The organism is Rhizobium leguminosarum bv. trifolii WSM2297, assembly GCF_000271845.1.
Window position 1 is genome coordinate 942,057 of the sequence record NZ_JH719395.1, and the last position, 23,338, is coordinate 965,394.

Below are 23,338 nucleotides of genomic sequence, written 5' to 3' on the forward strand. Positions count from 1 at the left end.
TATGACCGATCTGAAGCCGTTCCTGGCCAAGGCCGCAAGCCGCGAGCCGCTGACGCGTGACGAGGCGCGCGCCGCCTTCGACATCCTGATGTCCGGACAGGCGACTCCCTCGCAGATCGGCGGATTCTTGATGGCATTGCGGGTGCGCGGTGAAACCGTCGACGAGATCGTCGGCGCCGTTACCGCGATGCGTTCGAAGATGCTCACCGTCGAGGCGCCGGCCGATGCGATCGACATCGTCGGCACCGGCGGCGATGCCAGCGGCACCTACAATATCTCGACGCTGGCGGCGCTGATCGTCGCCGGCGCCGGTGTGCCCGTCGCAAAACACGGCAACCGGGCGCTGAGCTCGAAATCGGGCGCAGCGGATAATCTGGCCGCGCTCGGCGTCAAGCTCGACGTCGGCCCGGAGATCATCTCCCGCTGCATCACCGAGGCCGGCGTCGGCTTCATGTTCGCGCAGCTTCATCATTCCGCCATGCGCCATGTCGGCCCCTCCCGCGTCGAACTCGGCACCCGCACCATCTTCAATCTGCTGGGGCCGCTCTCCAGCCCGGCCGGCGTCCGCCGGCAGCTGCTCGGCGTCTTCTCGCCGCAATGGCTGGTGCCGCTTGCCGAAGTCATGCGCGATCTCGGCTCCGAATGCGTCTGGGTGGTCCACGGCGACGGTCTCGACGAGATCACCACCACCGGCATCACGAAAGTCGCAGCCCTCGAAGACGGCAAGATCCGCACGTTCGAGCTGTCGCCCGCCGATTTCGGGGTCAGCCCTTCTGTGCTTGCCGACATCAAGGGCGGCGACGGTGTTGCCAACGCCGCAGCGCTTCGCGAGGTGCTCAGCGGCGCCAAGAACGCCTATCGCGATGTCTCGCTCGCCAATGCCGCCGCCTCGCTGGTTATCGCGGGCAAGGTCGAGACGATCCGCGACGGCATGACGCTTGCCGCGCAGTCGCTGGACAGCGGCGCCACGGCGCTCGCCCTCGACAAACTCATCGCCGTTTCCAACGATATCGATTAGGATTGGCCGATGACCGATATCCTGAAGAAGATCGAACTTTATAAGCGCGAGGAAATCGCCGCCGCCAAGGCTGCCGTGTCGCTTGCCGACCTGAAGGCGATGCAGGCCGGCCAGTCCGCGCCGCGCGGTTTTTACAAAGCGCTCGTCGCCAAGCGGGAAGCGGGCGATTTCGGTCTGATCGCCGAGATCAAGAAGGCGAGCCCGTCCAAGGGGCTGATCCGTCCAGATTTCGATCCGCCGGCGCTGGCAAAGGCCTACGAAGCCGGTGGGGCGGCGTGCCTTTCCGTGCTGACGGATACGCCGAGTTTTCAGGGCGCGCCGGAATTTCTGACAATGGCACGGGCCGCCTGCGCCCTGCCCGCCCTGCGCAAGGACTTCATGTTCGAGACCTATCAGGTCCAGGAGGCGCGCGCCTGGGGTGCCGACTGCATTCTGCTGATCATGGCGTCGCTGACCGACGACGACGCAGAGCGTCTGCAGGACGAAGCTTTCTCGCTCGGCATGGACGTGCTGGTCGAGGTTCACGATATCGAGGAAATGGAACGGGCGCTGAAGCTTTCCTCGCCGCTTATCGGTATCAACAACCGCGATCTGCGCACCTTCGAGGTCAGCCTGACGGTCAGCGAGACGCTGGCCTCCATGGTTCCGGCAGACCGGCTGCTCATCGGCGAAAGCGGCATCTTCACCCATGCCGATTGCAAGCGCCTGCAGGCCGTCGACATCAATACCTTCCTTGTCGGCGAAAGCCTGATGCGCAAGGACGACGTGGCGGCCGCCACCCGCGCGCTGCTCTTCGGCGAAGCCGCCATCGCGGCCGAATGATATGAGCGGCGCAAAGCCCGGTCTGACCCATATCGATGCCTCCGGCGAGGCGCATATGGTCGATGTCTCGGATAAGGCCGAAACCGTGCGCATCGCCACGGCCGAGGGCCATGTGAAGATGGCGGCGGAAACGCTCGCTCTCATCCGCCAAGGCAATGCCAAGAAGGGCGATGTGATCGGCACGGCGCGCCTGGCCGGCATCATGGCGGCAAAACGCACCGCCGATCTCATCCCGCTCTGCCACCCGCTGATGCTGACCAAGGTCACGGTCGAGATCGAGGAAGATGCCGCCCTGCCCGGTCTGCGCGTCACGGCAACCGCCAAGCTCACCGGCAAGACCGGTGTTGAGATGGAGGCGCTGACCGCCGTCTCGGTCGCTTGCCTGACGATCTACGACATGGCCAAGGCGGCAGACAAGGCAATGGAGATCGGCGGCGTCAGGCTGCTCGAAAAATCCGGCGGCAAATCCGGCGACTTCCGTCATCCGGAGGCAAGATGAACCTTCTCCCGGTCGCCGAGGCCCTGAACCGCTTACTGTCCGGCGCCAAGCCCGTCGCGGCATTCCAAACGCTGCCGCTCGCAGAGGCTGAGGGCCGCGTCCTGGCCGTCGATCTCAAGGCCGGCCTGACCCAGCCGCCCTTCAATTCCTCCGCCATGGATGGCTATGCGCTGCGCCGTGAAGACGCACCGGAGCCGGGCGCCGTGTTGAAAGTCATCGGCACCTCTTCCGCCGGCCACGGCTTCGAGGCAAGCGTTGGTAAGGGAGAGACCGTCCGCATCTTCACCGGGGCACCGGTTCCGCCAGGCGCCGATAGCGTCCTGCTGCAGGAGGATGCGGAGAAGATCGAAGACGGCATCCGAACCAATTTCCCCGTCAGGCAGGGCCAGCATGTGCGTCCCCGCGGCCAGGATTTCGTCGAAGGCGAATCCGTGCTGTCGTCCGGCACGGTGCTCGATTTCTCGCGGCTGACGGTCGCCGCCGGCATGAACCGGCCTGAGGTCGAGGTGTTCAAGCGCCCGTTCATCGCCATCCTCGCAACCGGTGACGAACTGCTGCCGCCCGGCAGCACGCCTGGCCCGTCGCAGATCATCGCATCCAATACGTTCGGTATTGCAGCCCTCGCCCGCAAAGCCGGCGCCGATGTGCTCGATCTCGGCATCGTGCCTGACGACAAGGCAAAAATCACCGCGGCGATCGACACGGCCCGACGCGGCAAGGTCGATGTCATCGTCACACTCGGCGGCGCGTCGGTCGGCGACCATGACCTGGTGCAGGCGACGCTGATCGAGGCCGGCATGCAGCTCGATTTCTGGCGCATCGCCATGCGCCCCGGCAAACCGCTGATGGTCGGCAGTTTCGGCGAGACGCATGTGCTCGGCCTGCCCGGCAATCCGGTCTCGAGCCTGGTCTGCTCGCTGCTCTTCCTCGAGCCGCTGATCCGCAAGCTCGCCTCCCTGCCGCCGGTGCGACGCGAGGCAATGGTAGAGGCAGCCGTCCCGATTCGCGCCAACGACCACCGCCAGGATTATATCAGGGCGGGACTTTCGAAATCCGCTGCCGGAAACTGGCTGGCCGAGCCCTTCGGCAAGCAGGATTCCTCGATGATGAAGGTGTTTGCGCAAGCCGACTGCCTCATCATCCGCCCGCCGCATGCGCCGGAGCTGCCGGCCGGAGCCCCTTGTCCGGTTATGCTGCTTCGGCCTGACCTTCTGGGGTAGTTCGCCTTCAAATTTTGCCGGCGAGCGAGAAAACGCCCGCCTGCACCGCCGTACCGCGGCTGCCCGCTCCAAAATCGGCGACCGCATGAGTGGCGATTCGTCTGAGTTCTCCTTGCGGTAGGAAAGCGCGCTCGGGATCGCCGATTAGCACCTCGATGCCGGCGGTCTGGCAACGCCGCAGGAAAGCCACCACCCGCAAGGCAAGCGCACGATCGTAGAACAGGTCACCGACAAGGAGGAGATCAGTCTCCTCCGGCGGTGGTGACTCGATGACATCGGCAGCGACGGTGACGATGTTTACACCGTTGAGTGCCGCGTTGAGGCCGATTGCGGCAATGGCATTGGCATCGACATCAACCGCCGTCGCGGCGGCGGCTCCGGACTTCGCAGCCGCAATAGCCACCAGGCCGGAGCCGGCGCCGAGATCGAGGATGCGGCGGCCGGCGACCACTTCCGGGCGATCGAACAGATGGCGGGCAAGCACGGCGCCGCCGGCCCAGGGATAGGCCCAGTAAGGCGGCGGATCAGCTCCTTCGCGACCGGCCAGCCGCCAGAGCCCGCTCGCAGGCCCTGCCGTATGCAGCAGGATTTCAGGGATGGCCGGAACGGCTGAGATCGGCAGATTGGCCTGGATGAAGGCGGCCGGATCGGGATGCGGTATGGCGGAGCGTTTCGTCGTCGTCATGCTCCCTGCCCCGCCAAATATCCAACGATTCAGCAATTCTCCAGGATCAGATGCGTCACGCCGCCGTCTGAAAATTCCACGTCATACGCGACGAAGCCGAAATACTTCGGAGCGTAGCTGATTGTGCCCTCAGATAAAGCCCTCCGCCTGACCCGGCGAAGGGCTGCCGGCGCAATCAGCCGGGCTTCTTCTTCGAAAACTTGTTCTTCGGACCGGCGCCGCCTTTGCGATCAGATCTCGGGCCGTCGAACTTGGCGCCTTCGAATTTCGGCTTGTCATATTTAGGCTTGTCTGACTTCGGGCCATCGAAGCTGGGCTTGCCGGTTTTTTTGCTCCAGGGCTTGCTATCCTGTCTTTGCTGACCGCTATTGTCGGCTGCAGCATAGCCGCCGCCCGAACCCTTGCCGAACGACTTCTTCGGGCGTTCGTCGCGGAACGAGTCGCCCGGCCGTTCGTCACGAGCCGGCTTACCGGCATAGGGCTTTGGCGAAGGCGCCCGGCTGAAATCCGGCGTGCCGGAGAGCTTGGTCACGCGGATGCCGCGTTCGAGCGCCTTATTCGGTCCGATCGCCGCCAGGAAGCTTTCGGCACTCGCTGCGGCAATCTCCACGAAGGTTTCTTCGGGCTGCATCTTGATGGCGCCGATCTCGCGCTTCGTCACATTGCCGTTGCGGCAGAGCATCGGGATCAGCCAGCGCGGTTCGGCATTCTGCTTGCGACCGACCGAGACGGAGAACCAGACGCTGGCGCCGAAATCCTCGCGCGGTCCCTTCTGCGCCGGCTCATAGGGCTCGGCATTGTCGCGGCGCTTGCGGCTGCGATCGTCCTGCACGGTAATCTCGATGAGATCCTCCGGCGCCGAATGATTGGTTCGATAGAGGCGCAGGAAGGCGGCGGCAAGCTTCTCGGCGCCGTGGCTGGAAAGCAGCTGCTGCACCAACCCCTGTTCCTCTTCCTGCGGCGCCTCGCTGAAGATCGGATCGGCGAGCAATCGCTCATCGTCGCGCTCGTTGACCTCCTCGGCCGAGGGCGGCCGCGCCCAGGCGGCCGAAATACCGGCATTCTCGAGCAGGCGCTCTGCCTTGCGCCGTGCATTCAGCGGCACGATCATGGCGCTGATGCCCTTGCGTCCCGCCCGGCCGGTGCGGCCGCTGCGGTGGAGCAGCGTGTCCGGATTGGTCGGCAGGTCGGCATGGATGACAAGATCGAGACCCGGCAGGTCGATGCCGCGGGCGGCGACGTCGGTCGCGATGCAGACGCGGGCACGGCCGTCGCGCATCGCCTGCAGCGCATGAGTGCGTTCGTTCTGCGTCAGCTCGCCGGAGAGCGCTACGACCGAGAAATTGCGGTTGTTGAAGCGCGCGGTCAGGTGATTGACGGCGGCGCGCGTCGAACAGAAGACGATGGCGTTGGTCGCTTCGTAGTAGCGTAGCACGTTGATGATCGCGTTCTCGCGGTCGGCCGGTGCCACCATCAGCGCGCGATATTCGATGTCGACATGCTGCTTAGTCTCGGCCGCAGTGCTGATGCGCACGGCGTCACGCTGGTAGCTCTTGGCAAGCTTCGCGATTGCCGCCGGCACCGTCGCCGAAAACATCAGCGTACGGCGCTCATCCGGCGCCGAATCGAGAATGAATTCGAGATCCTCGCGAAAACCGAGATCGAGCATTTCGTCAGCCTCGTCGAGTACGGCGGCTTTCAGCTCCGACATATCGAGCGCCCTGCGGCGGATATGGTCGCAGAGGCGGCCCGGCGTGCCGACGACGATATGGGCGCCGCGTTCGAGCGAGCGGCGCTCGCTGCGGATATCCATGCCGCCGACGCAGCTGGCGATCACCGCGCCGGTCATCTCATAGAGCCATTCGAGTTCGCGCTTCACCTGCAGGGCAAGTTCGCGGGTCGGGGCGATGACCAGGGCAAGCGGCGCGCCGGCATTGCCGAAGCGTTCACTGCCCTCGAGCAGCGTCGGCGCCAACGCCAGCCCGAAGGCAACGGTCTTACCGGAACCGGTCTGGGCCGAAACCAGTGCGTCGGACGCGGCAAGCGCCGGATCCAGCATCGCATTTTGCACCGGGGTGAGTTCGGCGTAACCGCGCTTCTGCAACGCCTTGGCGATCGCCGGGACGACGCCGTTGAATTCTGTCATGAGTTCGATCTTTCGGAGCTGTCAGGCGCGAAATGCGCCATGGCCGGAGCCAGCCGGCGGGTATTTGCGCCGTTCCTAGCCGCTCCCGCGGCGATTGTCAAAGCGTGCGGCTGCGCCACAGCCATGCGTCTATATGGCTTGCCCGGCCACGCAACGTCGTTTCCAACGGACCCTCCATCCGGCCGGCCTGCAGCAGCACGCTGTCAGGGCCTGCGGCGCGGACGATTTCGGCGCTCAGCGCCAGCTCGACGCTATGGAGAGCGGCGACCTCCATCAACCGGCTGCCGACATTGATGGTGTCGCCTGCCGCGGTGATCTGCTGCCGGTCGCCGGTCCCAAGCCGCGAGGCGACGATCGGGCCGCAATGGGCGCCGACCTTGAAGCCAATCTTCTTCTGAGCAAAGCCGGCATGTGCGCCAAGCCAAGCCCGGGTGCGCTCGCAGAGGCTGACCGCGCAGGCGGCGGCGCGCGCGGCATCGTCATCGGCGGGTTCCGGCAGGCCGAACAGGATCATCGCCCCGTCGCCCATGAAGCTGGTGATGGCCCCGCCATGGGCGCGTGCCTCCTCGTCGATCAGTTCGAAGAAGCCGCTCAGCACCTCGCTGACCTTCACAGGGCCGAGATTTTCGCTGAGGCCGGTGAAGCCCGAGAGGTCGATGAAGATGACGGCAGCGTTCTGGCGCACCGGCTTAGCAAGGAAATTCGGGTCTCGCGCCAGCCACTCGCCGAGGCCGGGCGCCTCGATGCGCTGCAGCAGCGCGCTCTGCTCTGCAAAATGACGGGCGCGGCCGCGGTCGAGCCAGAGTTCGGCCGCGCCTAAGATCAGCACCGGCGGCAGCGCCGCTGCGACTGGCAGCGCCGCACTCAGCCAGTAGCCATGCGCAAAGGCCGACAGATTGAGGATTGCCCAGACGATGAGCGTCAGCACGATGATGAGATAACCTGCCGCGCTCCGGCGCCAGGCGACCAGCGAAACCAGCACCAGCGTCAGACCGATGGCGATGCCGGCATCGATCAGCCTGATCCTGTGGTCGCGCACCATGCCGTCGCCGGTGACGAGATGGGTGATCGCCGTCGACATCACCTCGACGCCGGGCAAGACGGGATCGAACGGCGTCGGGAAGACATCGCCGCCGCCCGTGACCGTCGAGCCGATGACGACGATGCGGCCGGCGACGGCATCCGCCGAAAGCTTGCCGTCAAGCGCATCGGCAGCGCTTGACGTGGCGATACTGCCGCGCCCGCCATAGAAGGTCACCGGCAGCCGCTGACCGATATCTGTGGGAATACGCAGCTTGCCGAGCATGATGGCATCGGGTTCGATACTGGGGTCGACACCGAGCGCCACCGAAGCGGCCCGAAGCGGAAAGGCCGGATCCAGCCGGTCCGCAGCCCGCGAGATCAGCGGAATGAAGCGGGGTGTGCCGATCTGGTCGGTGGCGACATTGACGATGCCGACCGCGGCCGCCTCGGCAAAACGGGGAAGCGGCAACAGAAGCTGGCTCGCCTCGGGAATGGCCGCAAGCGGGTCGTTCGCCGCCTCGGTGACCTGTTGGCGGCTCTGCGCGAAGGTGGCGGCCGCCGCAATGACGCTCGGCCCCTTTGCAAGGGCTGTAACCAGTGCCGCATCGCCCTCCTCCGGCCCCGGATCGACCAGCAGGATATCGAGCGCCAGGGCCTTCGGATTCAACGCGCTGATTGCGCCGACGAGCCGCGCAAGTGTGGCCCGATCCAGCGGATAACCGTGGGCGGCTGCGGTGCGGTCGTCGATGGCGACGATCGAGACGACCGGCGGCGGTGTCCTTGCCCCGACGATGGCGCTACGGATATCGGCAAGTGAGGCCTCCATCCGGTCGAGAAGGCCGCTCCCGGCATTGAGATTGGCATAACCGAGCGCGGCCGCCCAAAGACCGGCGAGCAGCAGCGCGATCACGGTCTGCAGGCGATGGTTCATGGATTATTGGCCGAGACGGGCAAGCAGTGCGGCAACACGCGGCGCCGGCCAGCGCCGCACGACCAGCGGCTCCGTCCCGCCGCTGACGTCGACGCCCTCGCCCGGCGACAGCACCACTTGCTCACCGGCCGGCCGGCGCACCGCGACGCTGCCTCTGACGACCAGAACCGAGGTCTTGCCGCTTGCGACGTCGACGGCCCATTGGGTGCCGCGCACGGCAGCGATCGCTTGCGGGGTCACCACCTGGAAACCACCCGCATGCTGGCTGCTGTCGACATCGACGAGAATGGCCTTGCGCCGCAGCGATGCCGAATCGGGACTGCCGTCACCGTTGCGGTCGGCAAGGCGGAAGGAGGCGCCGGCCTCTGCCGTCACCTTGACGCCGCCTGGACAACTGAACACCTGGCGGGCGCCGGCGTCGCGTGCGATCGTGCAGCCGGCAGACTGCGCAAAGGCCGCCCCATGCGGAATGAGGCCGACAGCAAGTGCGGCGGCGAGCAGGCTGCGAAACGTCCTATTCATGGAAAGCCCCCATGACCGTGCGGACAGCTTTTTCGAAAGCGCCGCCAACCGTCTTCTTCCATGTCGGGCATGATAGCCGAATTCGGATATTTCCCTAGGCAAAAAAGCAAACCGCCACAATCGCAAGGCGATTTCTTAGCGCCTGGTGTCGGTTTCGGGCGCTGGTCCGGCGTAGCGCGCCCGCGGCCGGATCAAGTCGCCGCTGTCGATCTGTTCCATCGCATGCGCCAGCCACCCGGCGGAACGGGCAAGCGAGAACATGATGATCGGCGCTTCCTTCGGAAGATCGAAGGCGGCGGCCATCGCGGCAAGCGTGAAATCTAAGTTGACCTTCTCGCCGACCACCGCCTCCCCTGTATCCCGAAGCTCGGCAAAGTCCCGCGGCAGGGGAAAATGCGAAAGCAGCGCCGAGGCCCTGATATCGCCGTCGGGATAGAGCGGATGACCGAAGGCCGGCAGCCGATTGCCCTGGGCAAGCGTACGGCGGATTGCCTGCGCCGCTCCAAGGACGGTGGCCGCCTCGATCAAGGCGTCGACGCCCTGCCAGGCGGCGCCATGCAGCGGCCCCGTCAATGTCGCCATGCCGGAAAGCACGGCGGCCGAAAGGGCCGCACCCGCCGATGCCGTGACCCGCGCCGCAAAGGTCGAGGCATTGAGTTCGTGATCGGCAAGCAGCACCAGAGCCCGACGCAGGCAATCGGCAGCATCAGGTCGCTGCCAGCTTGCCGCAAGCCTGCAATGCAGCGGCTGATCCGAAGGCCCAGGCGCCAGCGCATCTGCGACGGTGGAGAGCACACCTTGCGCCTCGCGGCGAAGGGCTGCCGGCGAACGGCCGAGCGACGGCAGATCCAATGTCACTCGCCCGGCAAGCGCCACGAACGCAGCCTGGAGCGAGGGAGCGGCGGGCCCGGCTTCGGCGCTGGAGGACACCACATCCGCACCATTCCAGAGCAGTGCCGCCGTTTGCTCCAGCGTCGCCGCTTCGGCAAGATCGGCCGCGTCCCGTCCGCGATAGAAAAGCCGTCCGCCGATAATGGTGGAGATTGCCGAGGACAGAACCGGATCGCCCCAGCGGATCGCCTCGGCGGCAACGGTTTCGGTCTTGCGGCGACCGGCATGGCGTTCGGCGAGCCGCTGCACATCGGCAGACTGGTAGAGGCTGCGGCGCGGGTCGGCGGGATCGGCCTTCGCCCGGATGCGGCCGCGGCTGACATTGGCGTAGAGCGTCTGCGGCTTGGTCTTCAGCGCCCGCAGCGCCTCCTCGGCGGTCAACCACGACATCGGAGCCTCATATTGATCAATTGCATCAAGATTGACGTCAATGAGACTAGGTCGGATCATCTGGGCCGTAAAGGAGAAAACAACATGAAAAACGGCTTGGAAGATGTCATTGCCGCCGAAACGCAGCTTTCGGATGTCGACGGCGAAGCGGGTCGGCTGATCATCCGCGGCGTATCGCTGGATCATCTGGTCGCCGGCGGCACCTATGAAGGAGTCGCCGCATTATTGCTCGACGGGCTGATGGAACGAAGCTTCGGTGAAGCGGAATTGCGCGAGTGGCTGGCGCAAGCGCGAAAGAGGGTCTTCGAACACGTCAGGGCTGCCGACGCCGCCGTGCTCGCCCTGCCCCCGGTCGATGCCACGCGGGCGCTGATTGCCCGGCTGCCCGACGGCGAGGATTTCGACACGGCGCTCAGCCTCATGGCCGCGCCCGCAGTCTACCTACCGGCGGTTCTGCGTCTGCAGCACGGTCAAAGACCGATCGCGCCCAACGCTTCGCTGTCGCAGGCGGCCGATATCCTGCGCATGTTGACCGGAAAGTTGCCGAGCAAGGAGCAAACGGCAGCACTCGATACCTACCTCGTGACGATCTCGGACCACGGCCTCAACGCCTCGACCTTCGCATCGCGCGTCATCGCCTCGACGCATGCCGGCCTGACCTCGTCGGTCCTGGCGGCGTTGAGCGCACTGAAAGGACCGCTGCATGGCGGTGCGCCCGGTCCCGTGCTCGACATGCTGGACGCGATCGGAACAGCGGAGAATGCCGGGCCATGGCTCGGCGAAGCGCTCGACCGCGGCGAAAGGCTGATGGGCTTCGGCCATCGCATCTACCGCGTTCGCGATCCGCGCGCCGATGCGCTGAAAGGCGCGCTGAAGCCGTTGGTCGCGTCCGGACAGGTGGACAGCGCCCGCGGCGCTCTGGCCGAAGCCGTGGAGGCGGCTGCCTTGGCGATCCTCAAGCTTCGCAAGCCTGACCGGCCGCTCGACGTCAATGTCGAATTTTATACCGCACTGCTGCTGGAAACGCTCGGCTTCCCGCGTCAGGCCTTCACCGGCGTCTTTGCGATCGGCCGCACCGTCGGTTGGCTGGCGCATGCCCGCGAACAGGCGCTCGACGGCCGGCTGATCCGGCCGCGCTCGGTCTATATCGGCCCACTGCCGGCTGCTGCCTGAGATGGAACTCGGCGGCGGGGCGCGTCCCTGCCGCCAAGCTCAACCGCCGACGAAGGCGGCGAGGTTGCCGAGCGTCAAACGGCAGCCTTCCTCATTGTCTTCAAGGCGAATGCCCGAGGGAATGTTGTCGCAGACCATCGTCACATCGGTGCCGCCATCGGCAGGCGCCAATGTCGTGCCGATCGTCATCTCGCCGGAAAAGCTCTTATCCTTGGAATCGAACCGTGTGGTCCAGACAATGCGTTCGTCAGGTACGAGCTTGGCAAAACGGCCTTCGAACCTGTCTGTCTTCTCGGAGGTCTTGCCCGGCTGCGCCGCCTCGTCATCGGGATAGACGAGCGACATGCTGAAAGCGCCGCCTTCCCTGCCCTCGAAGGCATGGACGATGCCCCGCATCGAACCGGGCGGCAGCCAGGTGGCGACCGCCTCCGCATCCAGGAAGGCGCGGTAGATGCGCTCGGGCGGCGCGGCGATGAAGCGTGAAACGGTCGTGTTGCGTGTGGGGGCCATGCCGGCGACATAGAGCAGCACCAGCACTTTCCCAGATCGCGCTTGAAATCGCGCGATCTGGATCGTCGTTGTGTTTAAACGAGGCGGCTCTGTTCCGTTGCCGCTTCGATGAAGCTGGCAAACAGCGGATGCGGGTCGAGCGGCCGGCTCTTCAGCTCCGGGTGATACTGCACGCCGATGAACCAGGGGTGATCGGGATATTCGATCGTCTCCGGCAGCACACCGTCCGGCGACATGCCGGAAAACACCAGGCCGCAGCTCTCGAGCCGGTCCTTGTAGTCGACATTGACCTCGTAGCGGTGGCGATGACGTTCGGAAATATCGGTGGAACCGTAGATTTCCGAGATCTTCGTGCCCTTCTTCAGCGCCGCCTTGTAGGCGCCGAGGCGCATGGTGCCGCCGAGATCGCCGGCTGCGGTGCGCTTCTGCAACTCGTTGCCCTTGACCCACTCGGTCATCAGGCCGACCACCGGCTCTTTGGTCGGGCCAAATTCGGTCGAGGAGGCGCCGGACACGTCGGCGAGATTACGCGCCGCCTCGATGACGGCCATCTGCATGCCGAAGCAGATGCCGAAATACGGCACCTTGCGTTCGCGGGCAAAGCGGGCTGCATGGATCTTGCCTTCCGAACCGCGTTCGCCGAAGCCGCCCGGCACGAGGATGCCATGCACCTTTTCGAGATAGGGCGCCGGATCTTCCTTTTCGAAGACCTCGGACTCGATCCACTCGAGTTTGACCTTGACGCGATTGGCGATGCCGCCGTGATGCAGCGCCTCGATCAGCGATTTATAGGCATCCTTGAGGCCGGTATATTTGCCGACGATCGCGATCGTCACTTCGCCCTCAGGCGTGCGGATGCGGTTGCAGACCTCTTCCCAAGGGTCGAGACGCGGCTTCGGCGCCGGCTCGATGCCGAAGGCGGCAAGCACTTCGTCATCAAGGCCTTCCTTGTGGTAGGCGATCGGCACATCGTAGATGTTGGCGACGTCGAGCGCCTGGATGACGGCGGACGGGCGTACGTTGCAGAACAGCGACAGCTTGCGGCGCTCGGCTTCCGGAATTTCGCGGTCGGCGCGCACCAGCAGGATATCGGGATGAATGCCGAGCGCCTGCAACTCCTTGACCGAATGCTGGGTCGGCTTGGTCTTCAGCTCGCCGGCAGCGGGAATGTAGGGCATCAGCGTCAGGTGGACGTAGACGGCGGTGCCGCGCGGCAGATCGTTGCCGAGCTGGCGAATCGCCTCCATGAACGGCATCGCCTCGATGTCGCCGACCGTGCCGCCGATTTCGCAGATGACGAAGTCGTAGTCGTCATTGCCCTCGACAACGAAATCCTTGATCTCGTTGGTGACGTGCGGAATGACCTGCACCGTCGCGCCGAGATAGTCGCCGCGCCGTTCCTTGTCGATGATGTTCTTGTAGATGCGGCCGGTGGTGATGTTGTCGGTCTTGGTCGCCGAACGCCCCGTGAAGCGTTCGTAGTGGCCGAGATCGAGATCGGTTTCCGCGCCGTCGTCGGTGACGAAGACCTCGCCGTGCTGGGTCGGGCTCATCGTGCCCGGGTCCACGTTCAGATAGGGATCGAGCTTGCGAAGCCGGACCCGATATCCACGGGCCTGCAGCAAGGCTCCGAGAGCCGCGGCCGCAATTCCTTTTCCGAGAGAGGAAACCACGCCGCCAGTGATGAATACGTATCGCGCCATGGGATTCACCGGATACCTTCTCAAAAACGATTCCACCAGCCCCAAAAATTCTTTTCCGGAATTTTCGAAGCGTGGCGCTGGAATCTGAACAAAAGAAAACCGGCAGACCCTGGGGCCTGCCGGCGGTTTATGTCGAAGCCCGGTTTACTGTCCCGTCGGGACGCCGGAAGGCTGAGCCGGTGCCGGCGTGGCCGGAGCTGCAGGCGCAGTCGTTGCCGGGGCAGTCGCTGCAGGTGCGGTGGCAGCGGGAGCCTGGGCCGGAGCAGTTGCTGCCGGTGCTGTCGTCGAGGGAGCCTGCGGTGCGGGCGCTGCCGCCCCGCTGCTCGGAACGCCGTTGCCTGCCGGCTGATTTGCCGGAGCCTGCGCGCCGCCGCCGAGCAAATCGAGAATGCCGTTGCCCTGGCCGCCTGTTGCCGGAATGCGGTCGAGAATGTCGCTCGGACGGCCTTCGTAACGCGTCAGAATGCCGAGGCCGAGCGAGGTCAGGAAGAACAGGGTCGCAAGGATCGCGGTCGTGCGCGTCAGCGCATTGGCCGTGCCGCGGGCCGACATGAAGCCCGAACCGCCGCCGATGCCGAGGCCGCCGCCTTCCGAACGCTGGATGAGCACGACGCCGACGAGGGCGAGCACGATCATGAGATGAATGACAATCAATACGGTCTGCATGGGTCCAGTCCTGCCCGCCTGGAGACGGACATAAGTAAGAATTCTGGCGGCTCTTTACATGAGGCTTTGATCTATTCCAAGCCCTTGGGCCCGGAATAAACTGCGAATGAACAATGCCTCAGGCGAGCAGCGCCTCATAGGCCCGGTAAATGGCGAGGAAGTCGGAGGCTTTCAAGCTCGCCCCGCCGATCAGCGCGCCGTCGACATTGGCAATGCCCATCAGTTCGCCGGCATTGGCCGGCTTGACAGAGCCGCCATAGAGAAGGCGCATCTTGCGGCCTTCATCGCCGAAGCGGGCCACGAGTTCGGCGCGCATGAAGGCATGGGCCTTTTCAACATCGCCCGATGTCGGCGTCACACCGGTGCCGATCGCCCAGATCGGCTCGTAGGCGATGACGGTGTTTTCGGCGGTGGCGCCGTCCGGAACCGAAGCGGAAAGCTGGCGCTTGACGACGTCGAGCGCCTGCCCGGCGCGGCGTTCGTCCGCCGTCTCGCCGATGCAGATGATCGCCGTCAGTTCGGCGGCAAAGGCTGCCTCCGCCTTGGCGCGCACCAGATGATCCGTTTCGGCGTGGTCGGTGCGCCGCTCGGAATGACCGACGATGACATAAGTGCCGAAAGCATCGGCGATCATTTCAGCCGAAATGTCGCCGGTATGGGCGCCGGACGCTTTCTGATGGCAATCCTGCGCGCCGATCGAAAGCGGGCTGTCGGTGCAGAGCGCCGTCGCCACATAGAGCAGCGTCGTCGGCGGGCAGATCAGCGCCTCGACCTTGTCGGCGAGCGGCGGGCGAACGCCCTCGGCAATCGCCTTGATCTGATCGAGGGAGGCACGCGTGCCGTTCATTTTCCAATTTCCCGCCACGAGCGGGCGCACGTCAGGTGTCATGCCGGTCTTCCCAAAATCTCTCTATGCCTGGGGCCATATCAAAAGCTTGCGGCAAAGAAAAGCATCATGCCCTTGACGTAAGGGGAATCTCGGCGATCCCAGCCATATTTCTGCCGAAAAACGCTAGGCAGCGCGCTTCAGCCTGCGAGAATCCAGTTCAAGACCCTGCGCCAGTCGATCATCCGGATCGGCGTTCCGTGATTGCCGGTCTGAAACAGCGTGAAGCGCGTCGGGTATTTCGCCTTGTGCAGGCTTTCGAACAGCGCCTGCTGCTCGCTCGCGGCGTAGACCGGGTCGCGGCTGCCATGGGCGAACCAGAGCGGCAGCTTCGCTTTGTAGAAGGCGCTCCTGGTGAAATCAGGATCGGTGACGCCGCTCATGATCAGCATGCCCTTCAGCCGCTTGACGCTGTCGCCGTCGCGCGCAATGCCCCAGCAGACCTGGCTGCCCATCGAGGCGCAGGAAAGGATGACCGGCCGCCCCGGCGCTTGGGCGCTGGCATAGCGGATAAGGCCGGCGATCGCGGCAACGCCGTTGCTGTCGAAGTTTTTGACCGTCGGCGAATAATAGACACCGCCATTGCCGGCGACGAGGTTCTTCAGCCGGTTGAAATTGCCGCCGAAGCTGTAATCATTGGCCCCGAGCCGGCGATCGCCGTCGCGGCCATGGATGAAAATCACCGTGAAGGCGGCATTCTGAGCCGGTCCCACCCTGGTGACATCGAGTTTGATGCCGTCGAGCGACAAGGTCTCGTCGGCCTGGGCCTTGCGGATGCCGAGCGCCACATATTTCTGCTGCACCCGCTTCTGCGGGATCTGATCGCGGCCATTGATATCGCGCATCTCGTCATAGTCGATCACCTCGAGGGCGCCGTCATCGCCCGTCTGCAAGATCGCCTGCTTCGAGAACAGATCGTCCTTGAAGGGTGGCAGTGCATCGGCAGCCCGCGCAGGGCCAACAGCAGACAGGACGGCCGCGGACAGGAAAAACGCCGCAATTGCGGTGATTATGGTGCAATGACTTGTGGACATTCGCATTCGGATGGTTCCTGAGGCCTGCCGCCGCTTGCCATTCTGCGCCCGGCAACGCAAATCATGTGTGAAAAGCCGCCAAAACCGGCGGTGTCGCGTATAGAGGTGCTTTCTGGCAAAATCTGCCTGATTCGCAAACGTGGCATGAAATGCGGTGATTTTGGGTCGGCGGCGGATGCAAGCCCCAAGCCAGACCCAAGACAGGATGAAGATCTGAACGGCTCCATGGACGATAGCAACGACCTCTTTTCCGGAATGCCCCTCTCTGAAAAACGCGAGGAGGCGCAGAAGCCTGCCGCCCCGGCCGAGCGGCCCCCAGTAACGGCTGCGCCCGTTGCCACCGCAGCGTCCCCTGCTGCCGGAGCCGCGTCTACTGCTGGAGCCCCTCCTGCTGGCGGAGCATCTTTGCGCCCCGCCCCCGCCGCGTCGAACTCGGACGAGTACGGCGCCTCGTCGATCCGCGTCCTCGAAGGCCTCGAGCCGGTGCGCATGCGCCCGGGCATGTATATCGGCGGCACCGACGAGAAGGCGCTGCACCACCTCTTTGCCGAAGTCATCGACAATGCGATGGACGAGGCTGTCGCCGGACACGCCAATTTCATCGAGGTCTATCTTGACCTCGAGGGTTATATCACCGTCTCCGACAACGGCCGCGGCATCCCGGTCGAGAACCATCCGCAGGTGCCGGGCAAGTCGACGCTCGAAGTCATCATGACCAAGCTGCATGCCGGCGGTAAATTCGACGGCAAGGCCTACGAGACCTCGGGCGGCCTGCACGGCGTCGGCGTCTCGGTCGTCAACGCGCTTTCCGACGACCTCGAAGTGGAAGTGGCGCGCAACCGCAAGCTTTACCGCCAACGCTTCTCTCGCGGCCTGCCGCAGGGCGGGCTCGAAGAATTGGGCGACGTCCACAATCGCCGCGGCACCCGTGTGCGCTTCCATCCCGATCCCCAGATTTTTGGGGATCACATGAAGTTCGATGCCGCCCGGGTGTTCCGGATGGCGCGCTCGAAGGCCTACCTGTTCGGCGGCGTCGAGATCCGCTGGAGCTGCGAGCAGGGTGTTTTGCCCGAAGGTTCGGAAGTGCCTGACAAGGCCGTCTTCCACTTCCCCGGTGGCCTGAAGGATTATCTCCAGGCGACGATGGGCAAGGAATTCACCGTCACCCGCGAGATCTTCGCCGGCAAGACCGAGAAGGTGAGCGGCCACGGCTCGATGGAATGGGCGATCACCTGGTATGGCGGCGATCCGCAAGTGCATTCCTATTGCAATACCATCCCGACGCCCGAAGGCGGCACGCACGAGGCGGGTCTGCGCATCGCGCTGACCAAGGGCCTGAAGGCCTATGCCGAGCTGACGCAGAACAAGCGCGCCGCCCAGATCACCACCGATGACGTGATGATCTCGGCCGTCGGCATGCTGTCGGTCTTCATCCGCGAGCCGGAATTCGTCGGCCAGACCAAGGACAAGCTGGCGACCGTCGAGGCCCAGCGCATTGTCGAAAACGCGCTCCGCGATCCCTTCGACCATTACCTTGCCGACAATCCGAATGAATCGGCCAAGCTGCTCGACTGGGTGATTGAGCGCGCCGAGGAGCGCCTGCGGCGCCGCAAGGAAAAGGAAGTCAACCGCAAGACGGCGGTGCGCAAGCTCCGGCTGCCCGGCAAGCTCGCCGACTGCTCGCAGAACACCGCCGAGGGCGCCGAACTCTTCATCGTCGAGGGCGATTCGGCAGGCGGTTCGGCCAAGCAGGCGCGCAATCGCACCAATCAGGCCATTCTTCCCCTGCGCGGCAAGATCCTGAACGTTGCGAGTGCCGGCCGCGAAAAGTTTGGCGCCAATCAGCAGCTCGCCGATCTCATCCAGGCGCTGGGCTGTGGCACGCGCTCGAAATACCGCCAGGAAGACCTGCGCTACGAGCGGATCATCGTCATGACCGATGCCGACGTCGACGGCGCCCATATCGCCTCGCTACTCATCACCTTCTTCTACCAGGAAATGCCGGAGCTGGTGCGCGGCGGACATCTCTTCCTCGCCGTGCCGCCGCTCTATAAGATTACCCAAGGAGCGAAATCCGCCTATGCCCGCGACGACAATCATCGCGCCGAGCTGATGCAGACGGAATTCAAGGGCAAGGCCAAGGTCGAGATCAGCCGCTTCAAGGGCCTCGGCGAGATGATGGCCGCCCAGCTCAAGGAAACCACTATGGATCCGTCCAAGCGCACCCTGCTCAAGGTCATGATCGACGAGGTGGATTTCGAGGGCACCCGCAGCGCCGTGGATGATCTGATGGGCACCAAGCCGGAAGCCCGCTTCCGCTTCATCCAGGAACGCGCAGCCTTCGCCGAAAACCTCGATATTTAAAACATGCTGATCACGCGCCGGACCGTGGGATAGACAGGGTTCGACGCGCCGCATTTTAGCATTTTCGATTTCATCGAACTGACGAAGAACCGTAACAACTCCGTCAAACAACCGGCGCATGAAGCGGTCGGCGCGCGGCCTCCCAAGGGAGAAACGCCTGCGCCGGTTCGAACCGTTTTCAACCCCTTGCCGGATATTTGTCATGACCAAGCGTTTTGTCGCGACTGCCGCTTTCGTTCTCCTGTCCAGCACCCTCACTGCCGGTGCCACAGATATTGGGGCCACCGCTATCGGCGCCACCGTCGAGACTGCCTGCCCCTTCGGCGATTGCGCCGCCGGCATTTCGCTCTCCTATCTCGGTGAATTCGTTATCCCCACAGGCCAAATGGAAAACGGCGTCGAATTGGGCGGCATTTCCGGCCTCGATTTCGATGCCGCCACCGGCCATTACCTCGCCATCAGCGACGACCGCTCCGAAAGAGCTCCCGCCCGCTTCTATGAACTCGATGTCGATGTCGACGCATCGGGCCTGAAGGGCGTTTCGGTCGTCAAGCACGTCACACTGAAGGATAAGAACGGCGAGCCTTTCGCCGCCAGGACCGTCGATCCGGAATCGATCCGCCTCGGCAAGGACGGCATCTATTGGGGCAGCGAAGGCGACGGCAAGGCGCTGCTGCCGCCCTTCATCCGCGTCACTGCGCCGGATGGTTCCTTCGTCCGCGAATTCAAGCTGCCGGACGGATTTGCGCCGACCGCCGACAAGTCGACCGGGATCCGCGACAATCTCGCCTTCGAGGATCTCGCCGTGGCACCCTCGGGCGATGTTTTCGTCGGCGTCGAAGCCGCCCTCTACCAGGACGGCCCGAACCCCTCGCTGACGACAGGCAGCCTGTTGCGCATCATCCGCTATGACGGCGCAACCGGCGAATCCAAGGCTCAATATGTCTATCCTGTCTCGCCGATCCCGCAGGCCGCTACCAAGGCCGACGGCGGCAACGATAACGGCATGTCGGAAATGCTCGCACTCGACGATCACCGTCTGCTCGCCGTCGAGCGCAGCTACGCCCAGGGCTTCGGCAACACCATCAAGATCATGATGATGGATCTCGCCGACGCGACCGATGTATCCGCCATCGCTTCGCTCGCCAAGAACGACCAGCGCGTCGTCCCCGCCCGCAAGAGCCAGATCCTTGATTTGAGAGCAATCGGTCTCGTTCCCGACAATATCGAGGCCATGTCGCTCGGCAAGGCCAAGGACGGTACCGACGTTCTCATTCTCGGCTCCGACAATAATTTCTCGGCCGCCCAGAAGACGCAATTCTACGCCTTCAAGATTTTGCGCCGTCCGCAACAGTAAGAGATCAGCTCTGACGGCCGAATAGCGACGCTTTGTATGCGCTTTCACGGTGCGGACCTTGAAACCGCGGGGGTGATGGCCCATAACCAGAGTACAAGAAAAAGAAGAGGCGCGTGTGGGTGTGTTCGACCGTCAGAAAAGCAATCATGAACCGCGATGGCTCGGATCGTCAGCGCCGACACGTACACCGCTGATCCCCTCGATTTCGGCGGCACGCTGGCTGCTGGTTCTGATCGTCGCGGCCGGCGTCTACTTCTTCTACGGCTTCCTCGTGCCGGTGCTGGCGGCGCTTGTCATCGGCTTCGCCAGTTGGCCGCTATACCGCAAGCTTCTCGCCCGCGTCGGCGGCAATACGACGATCGCCGCGACCATCGCCATCCTCTTGATCATCACCTTCCTGGTGATCCCGATCGGGCTTGCGGCCACCTATACGACGGGCGAAGTGCGCAACTGGGTTGCCTGGGCCATCCACGCCAATCGCGCCGGCGCCCCGACACCCGACTGGATCGTCGCGCTGCCTTGGGCAGGCGCCTATCTCGATGAAGTCTGGACCAAATATATCGGCAGCCCCGGCGCTCTCGGCGATGTCATCCAGGCGGTCAGCGGCGCCAATATCGGTAATATCTACCGTGCCGTGCTTGCCGCCGGCGGCGGCGCCTTTCACCTGCTGCTGACGCTGCTCTTCATGCTGATTGCGCTGTTCTTCGTCTATCGCGACGGCTTTTCCTTCTCCAAACAGATCGACATGCTGGGCGAGCGCATCCTGCCGAACCGCTGGGAGCGTATATCCCGCGTCGTGCCGGCGACGATCAGCTCCACCGTCATGGGCATGACGCTGATTGCGATCGGCGAAGGCATCGTGCTCGGCGTTGCCTACTGGATCGCCGGCGTGCCGTCGCCGGTGACGCTCGGCGTGCTCACGGGCGTGATGGCGCTCATTCCAGGCGGCGCGCCGCTGTCATTCACCCTGGTTTCGATCTATCTGCTGGCGAGCGGCTCGCATGTCGCCGGCATCTGCCTCTTCGTCTGGGGCACGGTCGAACTCTTCATCGTCGACAAGACGCTGCGGCCGAAGCTCGTCGGCGGCCCGATCAAGCTGCCTTTCCTGCCGACCTTCTTCGGCCTCGTCGGCGGCGTCAAGACGATGGGTTTCCTCGGCCTGTTCATCGGTCCGGTGCTGATGGCGCTGATCGTCGCCATCTGGCGCGAATGGATCCACGAGGCCCGCAACGCCGAAAAGGGCGAGACGGGACCGCAGGTCCTTATTGACGAGCAGGCGCCGCCGCCGTCCAAAACGATCCCCCGCATCGCCGAAGGCTGAACATTTGCCGCCCTTTATCCCAGCCGCTTTTCCATGAACAGGCTAAGCGGGTCCGGCAGATAGCTGCCGAAGGGCGCAATGTCCTCGTAGCCGTATTTGCGGTAGAGAGCGATCGCCTCGGGCTGGTAGATGCCGGTTTCAAGCCGGATCGCCGTCAGCCGCTTTTCCCTTGCGATCGCTTCGAGCGCGTTCATCAGGCCGCTGGCGATCCTCAGCCCCCTCGCCTCTGGATCGACGAACATCCGCTTGATCTCCGCCGTGCCGTCGCCGGCCTCGACCAGCGCGCAGCAGCCGACGATCGCATCGCCGTTGCGGGCGACCAGGAAACTCACCGCAGGCTTTTCCAGCAGGGAGAGATCGACCAGATGGTTGCTCTCGGCGGGATAGAGTGACTGCGCATAGGCATCGGAAAGATCGAGTAGCCGGATGACGCCGTCCTGACGCGGCGGCTCCAGGGCAATGGTGACGGACATGCTGCCTCTTTCTGCTGGCGCAGGGCACAGTTTTTCCCGACATGAACAAGAGTTAATGCCCTTGCCTTCATTCGGTTGGAATTGCGCCCTCTAAGACGATGACATGCTCAATAGCCAAGGAGGCAAAATATGCAAGCGGTGCTGATCGCGATGACCATTCTCGGTTGCGACGATTCCATCAGCCAATGCAGCTATGTCGCGACAGTCGATAAACGCTGGGAGACGGTTGCCGCCTGCGATGCCGAAGCCGAACGTCGGCTGAAAACCTACGCCAATGTCAGCTATCCCTCGGTGATCGCGGTATGTGAGGCGCCGAAAGCCGTCGCTGCCGCCGAACCGCCGAAGCCGGCGCCGGTACCGTCGTCCCTTCCTGAAGCGGCCGAACAGCGCCCCCAGGGCCTGCTTGGCTTTGCCGACGATATTGCCGGCCGGGTCCGCGACCATCTGCCCACCGGCAGGAGCGTGAAGGACACGCTCGTCAAACCGGTACATTTCGTTTCCGCCAGCTATTCCTGGGTGGTGACGCGGCTGGCCGATTAGGCGGCCGCAAGCGCCGCATAGACGCGGGCCGATTGCCGCTGTTCGGCGACACCAAGCTTTTCCACCATGTCGAGCAGTTCGCCGACGGCGCCGTGCGCGCCGTCGTGATGGCGGAATTTTTCGAGAAGACGGCCGCAGATAGTGCCGAGCACGCTGCCCGGCGCTTTTCTGGCGGCGTCCCGCCAGAGCATTGTCGCCTCGACGAAGATGACGCTGATATCCCTCGGCAGGCCGGCCGACTCGTAGAGCGCCCGCACCGCATGCATGCGCCCGGTTGCCAGGATCGAACGCACGCGGCGTTCGCCGCAGCCTGTGAGATCGACGATCGCGCCGGCGAAAAAATCCACCTTGCCGGCGCAAAGCGCATGCATCAGGAAGGACGGCGTCAGCCGGTCATTGAGGCGCAGATGCTGGACGAGGTCGGGTATCTCGCGTGGCGCGATGTCGCCGGCGATCGAAACGATTGCAGCCTCGGTCGCCTCGCGGCTGATGCGCTGCAGCCGCTGCAGGCCGATCGCCGCCTGTGCGAGCGGCAGCCCGACCAGCGCATTGCTGACATGCTGGGTGAGCAGTTGGCGGGCATCGGCGGGAAGATCGCTGCGGTCGAGCAGCAGGTTGCGGATGTCGCAGCAGTCGCCGAGCCGTTCGGCGATACGTTTCAGGGATTGGCTGGAGATCACCGCGCCGTCATTCTCGAGCAGGCAGAGCAGCTCTTCCTCGTCGCCGACTTCCGCAAGCGCAGCCGAAACCGGGCGCGTCACATGCGCCCTCGCCGCGATCAGCATGCGGGTGGCGCCATTGCCGCGCGCGGCAAGATCGACGAGATCGGCATCGCTCAAAAGCGGCGAACAGGTCACCGCATGGCAGGCGACTTCGGGCTGATCTTCGGCAAGCGAAAGGATCAGGCTGCGCGGCGCATCGGGCGACCAGGCGATCGCCTCGGCAAGAGCCAGCCGCACGCGCGGCGACGGATCGTCGAGCAGAAAGGTCATCGCCATCTCGGCCGCCGCCCGCTCGTCCGTCGTCATCTCCGACTGCAGATAGGCTCGCCCGAGTGCATTTGCGGCCCGGGCCCGGTCACCGGTCTTGGCCGTTTCGATCCAACGAAGGAAAGCTTCTATGATCACGCGACGCCCCAGCACTTGAACGCGATTCCCGCGCGTT

At 64.3% G+C, this 23,338-nt stretch carries 21 protein-coding genes; 9 read left to right on the forward strand and 12 right to left on the reverse strand.

The window, feature by feature from the left end:
• Window position 1: 1 nt before the first annotated feature.
• The 4 genes from trpD to RLEG4DRAFT_RS19865 are packed head-to-tail and all read left to right on the forward strand — an operon-like array spanning window position 2 to window position 3,559.
• Window positions 2-1,018 carry an anthranilate phosphoribosyltransferase gene (trpD, locus tag RLEG4DRAFT_RS19850; protein ID WP_003579358.1) on the forward strand — a complete coding sequence of 339 codons (1,017 nt, stop codon included), beginning with the start codon at window positions 2-4 and terminating at the stop codon, window positions 1,016-1,018.
• 9 nt (window positions 1,019-1,027) lie between these two features.
• Window positions 1,028-1,840, forward strand: a complete 813-nt coding sequence (trpC, locus tag RLEG4DRAFT_RS19855) for an indole-3-glycerol phosphate synthase TrpC (RefSeq protein WP_003579360.1) — start codon at window positions 1,028-1,030, stop codon at window positions 1,838-1,840.
• Between the two features lies 1 nt (window position 1,841).
• Window positions 1,842-2,339, forward strand: coding sequence for a cyclic pyranopterin monophosphate synthase MoaC (gene moaC / locus RLEG4DRAFT_RS19860; RefSeq protein ID WP_003579361.1), 498 nt, complete (start codon window positions 1,842-1,844; stop codon window positions 2,337-2,339).
• On the forward strand, window positions 2,336-3,559 hold the full coding sequence (locus tag RLEG4DRAFT_RS19865; protein WP_003579363.1) for a molybdopterin molybdotransferase MoeA: 1,224 nt from the start codon (window positions 2,336-2,338) through the stop codon (window positions 3,557-3,559). The genes moaC and RLEG4DRAFT_RS19865 overlap by 4 nt, the downstream gene beginning before the upstream one ends.
• Before the next feature lie 7 nt (window positions 3,560-3,566).
• Here the strand turns inward: RLEG4DRAFT_RS19865 and RLEG4DRAFT_RS19870 are convergent, their stop codons facing one another.
• The 5 genes from RLEG4DRAFT_RS19870 to RLEG4DRAFT_RS19890 all read right to left on the reverse strand — a co-directional run bounded on the left by RLEG4DRAFT_RS19870 (window position 3,567) and on the right by RLEG4DRAFT_RS19890 (window position 10,147).
• Window positions 3,567-4,244, reverse strand: a complete 678-nt coding sequence (locus tag RLEG4DRAFT_RS19870; RefSeq protein WP_003579364.1) for a class I SAM-dependent methyltransferase — start codon at window positions 4,242-4,244, stop codon at window positions 3,567-3,569.
• A gap of 175 nt (window positions 4,245-4,419) precedes the next feature.
• Window positions 4,420-6,390 (reverse strand): DEAD/DEAH box helicase, encoded by a 1,971-nt coding sequence (locus tag RLEG4DRAFT_RS19875; RefSeq protein WP_003579367.1) that lies wholly within the window; start codon window positions 6,388-6,390, stop codon window positions 4,420-4,422.
• 97 nt (window positions 6,391-6,487) lie between these two features.
• Window positions 6,488-8,344, reverse strand: coding sequence for a CHASE2 domain-containing protein (locus RLEG4DRAFT_RS19880; protein WP_003579369.1), 1,857 nt, complete (start codon window positions 8,342-8,344; stop codon window positions 6,488-6,490).
• Window positions 8,345-8,347: 3 nt separating this feature from the next.
• A complete protein-coding gene (locus tag RLEG4DRAFT_RS19885) occupies window positions 8,348-8,866 on the reverse strand; it encodes a FecR domain-containing protein (RefSeq protein WP_003579370.1) in 519 nt (172 codons plus the stop codon).
• A 135-nt stretch (window positions 8,867-9,001) separates the two neighbouring features.
• The gene (locus tag RLEG4DRAFT_RS19890) at window positions 9,002-10,147 is read right to left on the reverse strand and encodes a citrate synthase (protein WP_003579371.1); all 1,146 of its coding nucleotides are present in this window, start codon (window positions 10,145-10,147) and stop codon (window positions 9,002-9,004) included.
• An 84-nt stretch (window positions 10,148-10,231) separates the two neighbouring features.
• Between RLEG4DRAFT_RS19890 and RLEG4DRAFT_RS19895 the strand changes: the two genes are divergently transcribed.
• Window positions 10,232-11,320: a citrate synthase/methylcitrate synthase gene (locus RLEG4DRAFT_RS19895; RefSeq protein ID WP_003579372.1), complete on the forward strand. Its 1,089-nt coding sequence runs from the start codon at window positions 10,232-10,234 to the stop codon at window positions 11,318-11,320.
• 39 nt (window positions 11,321-11,359) lie between these two features.
• Here the strand turns inward: RLEG4DRAFT_RS19895 and RLEG4DRAFT_RS19900 are convergent, their stop codons facing one another.
• The 5 genes from RLEG4DRAFT_RS19900 to RLEG4DRAFT_RS19920 all read right to left on the reverse strand — a co-directional run bounded on the left by RLEG4DRAFT_RS19900 (window position 11,360) and on the right by RLEG4DRAFT_RS19920 (window position 16,125).
• On the reverse strand, window positions 11,360-11,830 hold the full coding sequence (locus RLEG4DRAFT_RS19900; RefSeq protein WP_037094689.1) for an SRPBCC family protein: 471 nt from the start codon (window positions 11,828-11,830) through the stop codon (window positions 11,360-11,362).
• 74 nt (window positions 11,831-11,904) lie between these two features.
• Window positions 11,905-13,533 carry a CTP synthase gene (locus RLEG4DRAFT_RS19905; protein WP_037093886.1) on the reverse strand — a complete coding sequence of 543 codons (1,629 nt, stop codon included), beginning with the start codon at window positions 13,531-13,533 and terminating at the stop codon, window positions 11,905-11,907.
• A 144-nt stretch (window positions 13,534-13,677) separates the two neighbouring features.
• Entirely contained in the window at window positions 13,678-14,199 is a 522-nt protein-coding gene (gene secG / locus RLEG4DRAFT_RS19910) for a preprotein translocase subunit SecG (protein WP_003579375.1), read from the reverse strand.
• 118 nt (window positions 14,200-14,317) lie between these two features.
• A complete protein-coding gene (tpiA, locus tag RLEG4DRAFT_RS19915; RefSeq protein ID WP_003579376.1) occupies window positions 14,318-15,088 on the reverse strand; it encodes a triose-phosphate isomerase in 771 nt (256 codons plus the stop codon).
• Window positions 15,089-15,225: 137 nt separating this feature from the next.
• Window positions 15,226-16,125, reverse strand: coding sequence for an alpha/beta hydrolase (locus tag RLEG4DRAFT_RS19920; protein WP_003579377.1), 900 nt, complete (start codon window positions 16,123-16,125; stop codon window positions 15,226-15,228).
• 219 nt (window positions 16,126-16,344) lie between these two features.
• Here RLEG4DRAFT_RS19920 and parE point away from each other — a divergent pair, with 219 nt between their 5' ends.
• The 3 genes from parE (at window position 16,345) to RLEG4DRAFT_RS19935 (ending at window position 21,161) form a co-directional block, all read left to right on the forward strand.
• Window positions 16,345-18,483: a DNA topoisomerase IV subunit B gene (gene parE, locus RLEG4DRAFT_RS19925; protein WP_003579378.1), complete on the forward strand. Its 2,139-nt coding sequence runs from the start codon at window positions 16,345-16,347 to the stop codon at window positions 18,481-18,483.
• Between the two features lie 202 nt (window positions 18,484-18,685).
• Window positions 18,686-19,840: an esterase-like activity of phytase family protein gene (locus tag RLEG4DRAFT_RS19930; protein ID WP_003579379.1), complete on the forward strand. Its 1,155-nt coding sequence runs from the start codon at window positions 18,686-18,688 to the stop codon at window positions 19,838-19,840.
• Window positions 19,841-19,955: 115 nt separating this feature from the next.
• Window positions 19,956-21,161 (forward strand): AI-2E family transporter, encoded by a 1,206-nt coding sequence (locus tag RLEG4DRAFT_RS19935; protein ID WP_003579380.1) that lies wholly within the window; start codon window positions 19,956-19,958, stop codon window positions 21,159-21,161.
• Window positions 21,162-21,175: 14 nt separating this feature from the next.
• Here RLEG4DRAFT_RS19935 and RLEG4DRAFT_RS19940 read toward each other — a convergent pair whose 3' ends face one another.
• A complete protein-coding gene (locus RLEG4DRAFT_RS19940; protein ID WP_003579381.1) occupies window positions 21,176-21,634 on the reverse strand; it encodes a GNAT family N-acetyltransferase in 459 nt (152 codons plus the stop codon).
• Between the two features lie 129 nt (window positions 21,635-21,763).
• On the opposite strand from RLEG4DRAFT_RS19940, the gene RLEG4DRAFT_RS19945 reads away from it, so the two are divergent.
• The gene (locus RLEG4DRAFT_RS19945) at window positions 21,764-22,174 is read left to right on the forward strand and encodes a hypothetical protein (protein ID WP_003579383.1); all 411 of its coding nucleotides are present in this window, start codon (window positions 21,764-21,766) and stop codon (window positions 22,172-22,174) included.
• Here RLEG4DRAFT_RS19945 and RLEG4DRAFT_RS19950 read toward each other — a convergent pair.
• Complete coding sequence (locus tag RLEG4DRAFT_RS19950; protein WP_003579385.1) at window positions 22,171-23,316, reverse strand: DUF2336 domain-containing protein; 1,146 nt, start codon at window positions 23,314-23,316, stop codon at window positions 22,171-22,173. The two genes, RLEG4DRAFT_RS19945 and RLEG4DRAFT_RS19950, sit on opposite strands and share 4 nt — an antisense overlap.
• Between the last annotated feature and the right edge of the window lie 22 nt (window positions 23,317-23,338).